10 protein-coding genes are annotated in these 11,950 nt (G+C 51.9%); 6 read left to right on the top strand and 4 right to left on the bottom strand.

All coding sequences use genetic code 11. The annotated features are described in order from the left end of the window. Positions 1-330: 330 nt before the first annotated feature. Positions 331-1,437, bottom strand: coding sequence for a glycoside hydrolase family 88 protein (locus MHI42_RS35685; RefSeq protein WP_342422232.1), 1,107 nt, complete (start codon positions 1,435-1,437; stop codon positions 331-333). Positions 1,438-1,539: 102 nt separating this feature from the next. Then, positions 1,540-2,400 (bottom strand): AraC family transcriptional regulator, encoded by an 861-nt coding sequence (locus MHI42_RS35690; protein ID WP_342422233.1) that lies wholly within the window; start codon positions 2,398-2,400, stop codon positions 1,540-1,542. A 163-nt stretch (positions 2,401-2,563) separates the two neighbouring features. Between MHI42_RS35690 and MHI42_RS35695 the strand changes: the two genes are divergently transcribed. Then, positions 2,564-4,171, top strand: coding sequence for a glycoside hydrolase family 43 protein (locus tag MHI42_RS35695; protein WP_342422234.1), 1,608 nt, complete (start codon positions 2,564-2,566; stop codon positions 4,169-4,171). Positions 4,172-4,180: 9 nt separating this feature from the next. Here MHI42_RS35695 and MHI42_RS35700 read toward each other — a convergent pair whose 3' ends face one another. Further along, the gene (locus tag MHI42_RS35700) at positions 4,181-5,281 is read right to left on the bottom strand and encodes an endospore germination permease (protein ID WP_342422235.1); all 1,101 of its coding nucleotides are present in this window, start codon (positions 5,279-5,281) and stop codon (positions 4,181-4,183) included. A 183-nt stretch (positions 5,282-5,464) separates the two neighbouring features. Between MHI42_RS35700 and MHI42_RS35705 the strand changes: the two genes are divergently transcribed. From MHI42_RS35705 to MHI42_RS35720, 4 genes are all read left to right on the top strand, one after another. Beyond that, on the top strand, positions 5,465-6,973 hold the full coding sequence (locus tag MHI42_RS35705) for a spore germination protein (RefSeq protein ID WP_342422236.1): 1,509 nt from the start codon (positions 5,465-5,467) through the stop codon (positions 6,971-6,973). A gap of 25 nt (positions 6,974-6,998) precedes the next feature. Then, the gene (locus tag MHI42_RS35710; RefSeq protein ID WP_342422237.1) at positions 6,999-8,195 is read left to right on the top strand and encodes a Ger(x)C family spore germination protein; all 1,197 of its coding nucleotides are present in this window, start codon (positions 6,999-7,001) and stop codon (positions 8,193-8,195) included. Positions 8,196-8,201: 6 nt separating this feature from the next. Then, positions 8,202-8,432: a hypothetical protein gene (locus MHI42_RS35715; protein WP_342422238.1), complete on the top strand. Its 231-nt coding sequence runs from the start codon at positions 8,202-8,204 to the stop codon at positions 8,430-8,432. Between the two features lie 136 nt (positions 8,433-8,568). Continuing rightward, complete coding sequence (locus MHI42_RS35720; RefSeq protein WP_342422239.1) at positions 8,569-9,798, top strand: MFS transporter; 1,230 nt, start codon at positions 8,569-8,571, stop codon at positions 9,796-9,798. Positions 9,799-9,897: 99 nt separating this feature from the next. Here MHI42_RS35720 and MHI42_RS35725 read toward each other — a convergent pair whose 3' ends face one another. Then, positions 9,898-10,212 carry a helix-turn-helix domain-containing protein gene (locus MHI42_RS35725; protein ID WP_342422240.1) on the bottom strand — a complete coding sequence of 105 codons (315 nt, stop codon included), beginning with the start codon at positions 10,210-10,212 and terminating at the stop codon, positions 9,898-9,900. A gap of 198 nt (positions 10,213-10,410) precedes the next feature. On the opposite strand from MHI42_RS35725, the gene zwf reads away from it, so the two are divergent. Next, entirely contained in the window at positions 10,411-11,949 is a 1,539-nt protein-coding gene (zwf, locus tag MHI42_RS35730) for a glucose-6-phosphate dehydrogenase (protein ID WP_342422241.1), read from the top strand. Position 11,950 lies beyond the last annotated feature (1 nt).

Here is an 11,950-nt window from a genome sequence, read left to right on the forward strand (position 1 = left end):
TAGCGTTAATTCACCTGCTAAGGTAATAATGTTGTACGAATTACAGCTTTGAACCCTAAATACCGGTGCGTTCGGGAGGATTGTTGTATGAAATACAGGAATTTTCCTGCAAAGCTGCCTGGAAGAAGATGAATGATGTAATTTATACAACATTATTGGATGTGGGGTAATAAAATGAAGAAAATGTTGTATTCAGTGCAGGAATTCGCACCGGAATCGAATCGTGATGGTGTAACAATTGAATGCTCTTAAACAGCATAAGTTTAAACAACAAACAGCGGGTCCCCCAGTATGCGGGGGCCCGCTGTTTGTTGTTATCCAATACGCAGACTAGAAAATACGGTGCTTCCAGCCGTTCAGCTTGGCGACGGCTTCGACGTAGTAATAGTCGCCGTAGATCAGCGATACATCGATGAAGGAGTCGCCGCTGCCTGTACCATGCAGCAGAATCGCTTCATGCTCCGGCTGGTCCCAGGTGGCATAGTTCTCGGTCAGTGAACGCAGAATCCGCTCTGCGGCATTGGCGTATAGGCTTTTCTCGCCAAGCGGCACGATGTCAGCCAGCTCCAGTAAGCCTGATGCCGCGATCGATGCGGCAGAGCTGTCTCTGAACATCCTCTTGTCGTCTGCCAGGCGGAAGTCCCAGTATGGTACGTGATCCTCCGGAAGGGCGGAGATGAAATAGTGGGCAATCCGCTTCGCAGTATTCAGGAAACGTTCATCCCCGGTGTGGCGGTAAGTATTAATGAATCCGTACAGTCCCCAGGCAGCCCCCCGGCTCCAGCAGGATTCTGCGGAATAGCCCTGGCCCCCGAAATTCTCGATATATTCACCAGTCTCGGCATCGAAGGAGAGGATATGCTTGGTCGATCCATCCTCACGCACACCATACTGCATCGCAGTTTCCGCGTGGCTGACCGCAATATGTCTATAGCGCGGATCGCCAGTTACCTTGCTTGCCCAGAACAGCAGGGAGATGTTCAGCATGCAGTCGATGATCACCCAGCCGTGTTTGTCCTCATTCCAGGCGCGGATGAACCTGCCAACCGGATTATAGCGTGCCGCCAGGAAGTTAGCGGCCTCAAGGCCCCGGCGCAGGCCATCCTCGTCCCCGGTCAGAACGTTCTTGATTACGGCAGTAGACAGAAACTGAAAACCAACATCATGATGCAGCTCCACGGTCGGCTTAACGAACCATTGCTCCAGCGTCTCATCCCAGTGCCAGGCTGCATCCTTATAGTGGTCCTTACCGGTCATATCATGCATAATCCAGAGCATCCCCGGCCAGAAGCCGGTCGTCCACCAGTCGGAGGCGATATCATCGAACTTACCGTCTTCTCCGGCAAAATGCGGACATTTTCCGCCGATCTGCTCTATCATCCGCGTAACCTTCGTATCCAGCCGGTTCATAACTTCCTGCCAATATGCTGTACTCATCACTGATGCCTCCATTAATTAGAATATGGCCTCAGTATAGCGTCCTATGATTATATAAAGTTGCACTTTGATATGAAGAAATATCGTTATATTGTCATTTATCTACATGTTCCCCTTCCGGTATTTCAGCGGAGTGGTTCCCAGCACCCGCTTGAACAGCTGGTTGAAATAAGAGGCGTTCGGAAATCCGACGGCGATGCCGATCTGCTCCACAGGCATATCGGTCGTTCCGAGCAGCCGGCAGGCCTGCTTGAGCCGCCGGGCGGTGAGATAGTCAACCAGCCGGCCGCCTGTCTCCTGATGGAAGATCCGCGAGACATAGGATTTCGACAGATGAGTCTCCTCCGCAAGCTGATCCAGATTAACCTCCTCCTGATAGTGAGCCTCAATCCAGTTCATGATCTGCTCCGAATAGCGGAGATTCCGGCGTTCTCGGGTATGGATCAGCGATTGCTCGCCTGTTCCGAGACAGCTGAGCAGCTGCAGGAGCAGCATCGAGATATCCTCAGGGTCTTCCTCAGACGATTTCACCCTTAACTCATTGTAATTCTGGTAGAACCATTCTATGGTTTCGATCCGGTCTCCGAGATCAAAGCCGCAATACGGGTTGCTCCCCTGCCAGAGAGCAGAGAAGACCGCTTTGCGCTTGCTGAAGCCCTGCAGCAGATTCTCGGCAATATGGGGGTCTAGATAGAAGATCGTGCGTACGAATGGACACTCAGGTGAAACTTCAGAATAGATCCGGTGCAGCTGATACGGCTGGAAAAAAAACAGCATGCCCGGCCGGATATCATACATCTGCTGATTGACCACAATGCTGCCCTGTCCGCCGTGCACGAACATGATTTCACAGCATTGATGCCAGTGGTAATAGCCCTTGTAATGATCGTCGGTATAGATGCGGTAGTCCCAGATCAGAGACTGCCGGTTCGCAAACAGAACAGGTTCGAATAGCTGTTTCATAACGCTTTGCTGACGCCTCCAACATGACAAAATACAAACATTTTATTATAACCCATTATAACTTTCTGTTCTCCCGGGCGCTACAATAAAAACGGGGATTCTTCTAAAGACTCCAATCGGTACAGTCCAACCTGTAACTTACATTAACCAGGGGGTAACATTTATGGCTCCAACCATTGTCAATCCGGTGCTGACCGGCTTTCATCCCGATCCGTCTTTCCTCAGGGTGGGCGATGATTATTATATCGCAACCTCAACCTTCGAATGGTTCCCCGGTGTAGAGATTCATCATTCCCGTGACCTGGTGCACTGGCATACGCTTACCCGTGTGCTGACCGAGACGTCTCAGGTGGACCTGCGCGGCAACGGAAGCTCCGGCTCCATCTGGGCGCCGGCATTATCCTATGACAGCGGCTTGTATTACCTGCTGTTTACGGATGTGAAGTCCCGCTCCAGTGTGTATAAGGATCTGCATAACTACCTGATTACGGCTACCAGTCTTGCAGGGCCCTGGAGCCCGCCGGTGCGGCTGAACGGCAGCGGGTTCGACCCATTCCTGTTTCATGACAGTGACGGGCGCAAGTGGCTGCTGAATATGCGCTGGGATTTCCGGCAGAATCACAGCAATTTCTCCGGCATCGTGATGCAGGAGTATGACCCTGAGGGCGGCAGGCTGACCGGCCCTATTCATGAAATATACAAAGGGACTCCAACAGGGGTAACGGAAGGCCCGCAATTGTACAAGCGCGGAGATTACTATTATCTGCTGGTTGCTGAAGGGGGCACCGGAGTGAATCATATGGTCACGATGGCCCGCAGCCGCAGCCTAACCGGACCTTATGAGACCGATCCGGATTACCCGGTCATGACTACGGCTCATGATCTGACCTATGCCTTCCAGCAGGCAGGGCACGGCTCACTGGTGGAGACGCAATCCGGGGAATGGTATATGGCTCATCTGTGCACCCGCCCGATCCCGGGAACGGGCAAGCTGAATCCGCTGGGCCGGGAGACGGCTATCCAGCGCTGCGTCTGGACAGAAGACGGCTGGCTGCGCCTGGCGCATGGCGGGAAGCTGCCGGCCCTGCGGACCGAAGCGCCGGAGCTTCCCCCGCACCCGTTTGATGCCTTGCCGGAGCGCGATGATTTTGACGGCCCTGTGCTGGGTTATCCTTACCAGAGTCTGCGCGTGCCGTTCGATGAATCGTGGGTGAGCCTCCGGGAGCGTCCCGGCTTCTTGCGGCTGCGCGGCCGGGAATCCCTGGCGTCGCTGTTTGACCAGAGTCTGATCGGGAGGCCGATTCAGCATTTTGCCTGCACCGTAACTACCTGCCTGGAATTCAAGCCGGACAGCTTCATGCAGATGGCCGGACTGGTGCTCTACTATGATGACAAGGATTACTATTATCTGCGTGTAACGGCGGATGAACTCAGAGGGGTAGCTTTAGGCGTCGTAATGTGTCAGGCCGGCAAATATGGGGAAATATCCTCCATGCAGATTTCGGTGAAGGACTGGGAGTGTTACTATTTGAAGGCAGAGATTAGCGGCAGAGATATTATGTTCTACGCTTCACCGGATGGGGAGGGCTGGACGGCGATGTGTACGCCGCTTGACTTCGGCACCCTCTCGGATGAGCATGGCGGCAAGCTGGGCTTCACCGGCTCTTATGCCGGGATCTGCGCCCAGGATCTGGACCAGCAGGCGAAGGCGGCGTATTTTGACTACTTCGAGTATACAGGCCTGGACTTCTCAGGCGGGCATAGCCTATAGCTATACAGCTTAAGAAGCAGCCGTACGCTGTCTCACTTTATATACAATCAGCATAATCAGCGGCAGTACGAGCGAAAGCGTGAGATCCCAGTCTACCCAGTAGTCCGGGATCTCTTTTACATAGAATATTATGTTCTTGGCGATAAGCTGGGAGAGTCCGTAGATCAGGAAGGCCACAGGGAAGATCAGCGGCCGGTGGCTTTTTAATTTGAATAGCTGGGCGGTTCCGAGAACGAAGGCATAGAAGTAGAGTGCTGTTTTGAAATAGGTTGTGATAATCCAGGCCGTGGCCATCAGTGCTTCAAGACGCTGCAGAAAGTTGGCTATATTAATCTTCTGGGCCAGGATATAGGCTGCATAGAAATTATGCTCTGAGAAATAGGCGCCGAGAACGGTCAGTGAGAGGAACAGTATCAGATTCAGACCCAGCGCTCCAAGGATGAGGGCCAGGAAGATATCCCGGTTGATCTTACGGCTCTTGCGGGTGTAGGGATAGACCATGAAAAATACACATATTTCCCCAAACGGATAAAACACGCCGAACAAAACAGCATGCAGCATATCCGGAAAAGGCGTATTCAGAATGGGCTGGACTCGCTCCAGCTGGACCTGCGGAAATAAGAGCACCATCAGGCAAACGAGGAATAAGGCGAACAGCGGAAAAAACACCTGAGCCGCTCTGCCGACCGTCTCAAGGCCCAGACGCAGCCCGTAGACAAGTATAACAATACTCATGAACCGGATGACACCGCCCGGAGTTCCCTCATAGATCTGAGTACACATGAAGTCCTCGATCTCTCTGACATAGGTAGAGGCCGCGATGATGAAGAAGAACAGATAATATACGCCTACCGCACTGCCAATCCACTTCCCCAGAATCTGCTGGCTGAGTTCAATAATGTTTTTGTCCGGATTAATATTCGCAACAGTGACGAACAGGAAGACCAATGCGATTCCCGGCGGAATGCTGATCAGGGCAGCAATCCAGGCATCCTGATGAGCTACAGCAGTCATGGCTGCCGGGTAGACCAGGGCCATATCCCCTATAAAAGTGAAAAGTCCGAGGATTACCAACTGCGCCGTACTGATCCGATCTTTTTCAATACTCATGTCTATCCTCCATTTACACCTTACTATAGCCCGCAGGTTATATCTTCCCGGAAACCATCTTAGTATGGCATCTCCTTCCAGAATTATGTGTTTCAAGCGCCGGCAACGATTCAGGAATAATTATCAAGCGGTGCTACCAAACTACAACAGAGTGAATGGATAGGGAAGTGGAGGGGAACGAAATTGAAAGATGCGGTTAACGGTGAGTTATCCTGCCGACTGGAAGACAATGATGATCACTTGTACAAGCTGCTTGGGCAGAGCTCAGATCTGGTGCGGAAACGTCTGCAGCTGGGGGAACGTACGGAGCTTGCTATTTTTTATATCGATGGTCTGATAGATACACAGCTGCTGCATAACTCAATTCTGTACTCGCTCCAGGAGGGCCGGGTTTCCGGTCTGCTGGAAGAACTGGTTCCTGACGGCAAAATAGAGATGCTCAGAAAACGCGTGCTTATGGCCGGCGATCTTACTGTGATCCATGACTATAAGAATTTCGTTCACGATTTGTTATCCGGGAATGTGATGCTCATGGTGGAGGGGAGCGCTTCAGCGCTGCGGATCGGACTGCCCGGCTGGGAAGACCGCAGCGTCAGTGAGCCAACCTCGCAGTCTGTGGTCCGGGGACCCATGGAAGGCTTCACGGAGAATCTCAGAACGAACACTGCTTTAATCCGCCGCAAAATCAAAGACAGCCAGCTGTGGCTTGAGACGATCCAGATCGGCCGCGTGACCCAGACGAGTGTCTCGATTATGTATCTCAGCCATATTGCGAATGAAGAGCTGGTACAAGAGGTTAAACGCCGCCTGAATAGCATTGATACGGATAGTATTTTGGAGAGCGGCTATATCGAGGAGTTCATTCAGGATACGGCGGTGACCCCTTTTCCCACGATCTATAACAGTGACCGTCCCGATACAATTGCTGCAGGGATACTGGAAGGGAAGGTGGCGATCCTGGTCGACGGAACCCCTTTTGTACTGCTGGCGCCTACGATTTTTGTATCGTTTTTTCAGTCGGCGGAAGATTACTATCAGCGGGCGGATATCTCCACATTGCTGCGGTGCGTACGGTTCCTGGCCTTCTTTGTTACCTTGTTTGCGCCTGCGTTCTATGTAGCCATTACAACTTATCATCAGGAGATGATCCCGACCAATCTGGTAATCAGTCTTGCGGCCCAGCGGGAAACAGTGCCGTTTCCGGCTTTTATCGAGGCGTTGCTGATGGAATTCACCTATGAAATCCTGCGCGAAGCAGGGGTGAGAATTCCCAAGAATGTCGGTCAGGCAGTCTCTATCGTCGGTACACTAGTCATCGGGCAAGCAGCGGTTGCGGCAGGGTTCATCTCCTCGGCCATGGTTATCATTGTGTCGATCACAGCGATCTCAAGCTTTGTCATTCCTGAAGCAGGGATGGCCATTGCCGCGAGAATTATCCGGTTTGTCCTGATTGGGCTCGCCGGGTTCATGGGGCTGTACGGAATCTTGTGCGGAGTGTTCCTGCTGGTGCTGCATCTGGTCAGTCTGCGTTCCTTCGGCGTTCCTTACATGAGTCCGATTGGCCCGTTCAGGGCGGCAGACCTTAAGGATTCCATCTTCAGGCTTCCCTGGCCGCTGCTGAAGACAAGGCCGAAGGAGAATAAAACGCAGAATCTGCAGCGGATGAACACTTCCAAACGTGAGGAACCTTAATATGTATACAAGAATCAGGAAAGTCTTGACGACATGCATTCCCCTATTGGTGCTTCCCATGCTGCTCAGCGGCTGCTGGGAACGGAAGGAGTTAAATGAACTGGCTTTTGTGCTGGCTCTGGGGCTGGATAAAGCCGAGTCGGGCTACAAGGTATCGATGCAGGTCGTCATTCCGTCTTCGATTACTTCACAGGGGGCCGGGGGTTCAGGGGCGGGCGGGGTTCCCGTTGTTACTTATAATTTTACAGTGCCGACGATCTATGAATCGCTCCGCAAGTTCAATCTGGTCAGTTCGCGTTCGCCTTATCTGGGGCATATCCGTGTGCTCGTTATCGGAGAAGAGCTGGCTCGTGAAGGGCTCGGTGAAACGCTGGATGTGCTCAAAAGAAGCCGCGAGCCGCGTATGGACTTCTACATGCTGGTGGCGCGGAATACGACTGCAGAGAATATTCTAAAGGTGCTTACCCCGCTGGACAGGCTACCCGCGAATAAATTATTCAACGCCCTCGACAAATCCTACAAAATATCGTCCAAGACAGTCGCGGTCACGCTTGATAAGTTTATTGAGGATTTGCTCTATGAAGGGGTGAATCCGGTATTGACCGGAGTAGAGGTGCAGGGAGATCCTGAGGCAGGCGGGGAGAAAGGCAATATTGAGCGGACTTCACCAAAAGCAAGACTGCATTATGATAGTGTAGCCGTATTCAAAAAGGATAAGCTGATCGGCTGGATGGATGAAAATGAAACGGTTGGTTACAATTATGTCATTGATAGCGTAACTAAAAATACTGGACACATCAAAGATAACGGAAGCCTGGTCATCGTTGAGGGGTTGTCGTCTACAACCAGACGGAAAGTGAAAATTATCGGCGGCGAACCGCATATTTATCTGAAAGTGGAGGCGGTATGCAATGTGGAGGAAGTGGAGGGATCAGATAAGCTGGATACGGAGAGCAAGATTAAATATCTGGAGGAGGAGACGGAGGAGCGCATTGTTGCCCGGATGAAGCAATCGGTTGAGAACATGAAAGAACGCTTTAATGCTGATATTTTTGGCTTCGGCCAATCTATTTACCGGTCCCACCCCCGAGTTTGGGCCAAGCTGCTGGAGCAGAACAAGGAAGGCTATCTCAAAACGCTGCCTATTCATTACGATGCCAGTGTGACAATCAACCGGATCGGTACGATAGACAATTCTTTTCTTGACGATATCAAGGAGTGAGCCTACATGTTATTGGTTCTGTCTTTTGTCATTATAGCCGCAATTTGTATTGCAGCAGATTTGCCTTCACTGAAGGGCAAGTCTAAGCGGCGTGATCTTATGGTTTACGGCGTACTCTGGATAGGCGGATTGGCGGCGACGATATGTACATTGCTGCGGATTCAGGTCCCAAGCCCGCTGCTGCTCATTATGGCCATCTACAAGCCGATCAATGATATCGTATCTTCATGGTTCTAATCCGTTGACCTGGGAGCGGGACGAGAAGGACGTCAGCTGTACAATAATTCACTTTGAAAAGGAAACAAATATAATATAATCCTGAGTAATTAACTCGGACTGGAATACCGGCGAGAGGCGAAAGGCGGGATGCAGAGTGGAGAACAATCAGCTTCAACGGAAATACAGTGTATTTCTGGGCGTCATATTGTCGGGGTATAATGTGGCTGATAAGCTCTATGGCGCGGTTTTTATCATTTTGATGAGCTTGCGCGGCGTGGATGCCTTTCAGATCAGTATCGTATTTGCCGTTTCTTCACTGTCCATGGCCGTCTTTGATTACCCGAGCGGGAATCTGTCCGACATCTATGGGAGAAAGCGCATGACGGCGGCCGGGTTCATAGTATGGGGAGCGGGACTTTGGTTTTTTGCCGCTGCTGAGGGTCTCGCCTTATTCATTCTCGCCTCCATAGTGATGTCTCTGGGCGTATCGATGATCTCGGATTCTCCCCAGGCCTGGTACATTGATCAGCTGGAAGAGCTGGGAATGCCGGATTATAAAAAAATTGCCCTGCCCCGCATTAGCGGGTTTGTCTCGGCGTTTGCCATCGTCGGCGCATTGCTGGGTACGGTGAGCAGCAATATTCATTATGTTCTTCCGGTAGCCATTGCCGGCGTGCTGGCGGTAGGACTCGGCGTATATACCTGGCTCAGCTTCAGCGACAACTACGGAAGCAGAACGCAGAGCAGCATCCTCCGGGAGATCTATGCCAGCTCGGCCGATTTCGCCCGCAGCACAGAGATGCGGTTTATCCTTCTGCGCAGCATCCTGACACATACCGCGATGCTGGCCTTTCTGTTGTCCTGGCAGGTATATGGGGTGAATGAGCTGGACTTTCCGGTCAGTGCGCTCGGGCTCCTGCTGATTCTGTTCATGGGAGTAATTAGTGTATCGAGCTTCCTGGTCTCCTATCTGGCCAAAAAAGAGGTTGCTGCCGTCCGGATCATCGTCTGCGGAACTGTAATCTCTGCACTCGGACTGCTGCTGGTTGGATTGTTTCCCCATAAGGCTGTATTTATTGCCGGTCTGGTGCTGTTTGAATTCGGGCTCGGGATGGATATGTCTTCTTCAGGTGTCTGGATACAGGATTTCATTCCCCGGGCCAAGCGGGCGACCTTCTCCTCCGGACTGTCAGCGCTCAAATCACTCGCCGGTTTCCTGATTACGCTGATCCTGGGAATCATGGCCAAGAATCTCGGGTATGCCTTCATCTGGTGCTTGGCGGCCGCCTCGCTGCTGGGATCCAATATCGTACTGCTCTATTTCAACACTAAGTATGTACGGGCAGGCAGCGGAGCAGACGGAGAGAAGACACTGGTGTCCTGATTCTGAGAGGCTTAATTTATACTATAAAAGCTAACAACAGCAGGTCTTCTTCCCGGAGGCCTGCTGTTTAGCGTGTTCAGGGCAGCGGCATCAGCGGCATTACAGCCATTTCATCGCCCATGCCTCGACGGGCAGGAGCGCCGTGCCCAGCTCCTGCCCCTTGGCAGTGAGCGAATATTCCGTCCGTACCGGACGGTCAGGAATGACCTCGCGGCTGATCAGGCCGCATTCTTCAAGCTCCTTCAGGCGCTCGTTGAGCATACGTTTGCTTAGATCGGGAATGACCATGTGCAGCTCACTGAACCGTTTGGTGCCCTCCATTAACACATGGATGATCAGATTCACCCACTTCTTGCCGATGATATGATGGACATGCTCGACTTTGGCGAGCAAGGGCTTAAGCTCCTGTGTCATGCGGATTCCACCTTATATAGTTATTATTAATATCCACCTTACTATAACATAGTGAAAAGTGCGTGAAAATAAGTACTTTTCGTAAATGTCGAAATGAGGTTGACGAATGGATTCTGCAGTCGTATGATGAGTGTTATAAAGTTTGTGAGTAATAATAAGTAACCATATAAACATTTGATAATTACGGGAGGAATGAAAGTGGAATCATCATCATTCGTACTATTTGGCGCAACCGGGGATTTGGCCAAACGCAAAATATACCCCGCCCTATATAACCTGTTCAAGGATGGCAAGCTTTCTGGTCCTCTCTCAGTCATAGGCCTTGGCAGAAGAGAGCTGTCGAATGAAACCTTCCAGCATCAGGTGCTGGATTCACTGCGCACCTTTTCGCGGCGTTCGGTTGAGGATTCAGCAGAGCTGCAGAATTTCCTGCTGGCTTTTGAATATAGCGTGCTTGATGTCGGACGCCCCGAAGATTATGTGAAGCTGCTGGGCCATGTGCAGCGCCGTGAGGAAGAGCTGGGACTTCCGCAGAACCGGATGTTCTATCTATCCGTCGGTCCTGAATTCTTCGGTGAGATTGCCCGTAACATTAACGCCAGCGGACTTGGTGACACGAAGGGATGGAAGCGGCTGATTATCGAGAAACCGTTCGGACGGGATCTGCAGTCGGCACGGGTGCTTAATGACAGCCTGAACGCTGCTTTTAAGGAGGAAGAGATCTTCCGGATTGACCACTTCCTCGGCAAACCGATGGTGCAGAACCTTGAGGTGCTGAAATACTCCAATCCTGTGCTGCGGGCGTTGTGGCAGAACCGGTATATCGAGAGTGTACAGATTACAGCCAGTGAAACGGTCGGTGTGGAAGAGCGGGCAGGGTATTATGACAAGGCTGGCGCGCTGCGCGATATGTTCCAGAACCACATGCTGCAGCTGCTTATGATGATGGCCATGCAATTGCCCAAAGGCAGTACCCCGGAAGATGTCCGCAGCAAGAAGCGCCATGTGATCCGTTCGGTACGGCCATTGCTCCGTGAGGAAGTGACGCAGCATGTGGTGCGCGGCCAGTATGCAGCAGGTGAGCTGCGCGGGCAGCAGGTTCCCGCTTATACGGCTGAACCCGGCATAGAAGCCTCTTCACAGAATGAGACTTACATCGCTGCCCGGCTGTGGATTGATGACCCGCTTTGGAAGGATGTACCTTTCTATATCCGCACCGGCAAACGCATGAAGGAGAAATCGACGCGGATTGTTATAGAATTCAAAGAGCCGTTTAATGATTTGCATAATAAGAACAGAAGCAAGCTTGCCCTGGACCCTAACCTGCTGGTGATTGATATTGGCCCGAACGAAGGGATCTCCCTTACGCTCAATACCAAAAATCCGCGCCAGCACGGACAGCTCGAGCCGGTCAGCATTAAGCATGAGTCGGGCAATCCCGACCTGCCGGAAGCCTATGAGAACCTGATTTATGATGCTTTACTCGGAGATGCCACCTTCTTTGCCCATTGGGATGAAGTTGAGTTGTCCTGGCAGTGGGTTCAGCCTATAATCGAAGCAACAGCAGAAGGGACGCTTCCGCTTCATCTGTATCCAGCCGGTTCCTTTGGACCCCGGGCTGCCGATGAATTGCTTGGAGAGCATCACTGGTGGCTTGATGAACCGGAGGCCGTGGAGCATTCCGTGGTCCGCCAGACACAGGAGCTGAATCCGGAAGCCGTCCGGCCTGGTGCGTGAG

This window comes from Paenibacillus sp. FSL E2-0178, from assembly GCF_038593005.1.
Taxonomy (GTDB): Bacteria; Bacillota; Bacilli; order Paenibacillales; family Paenibacillaceae; genus Paenibacillus_AQ; species Paenibacillus_AQ phytohabitans.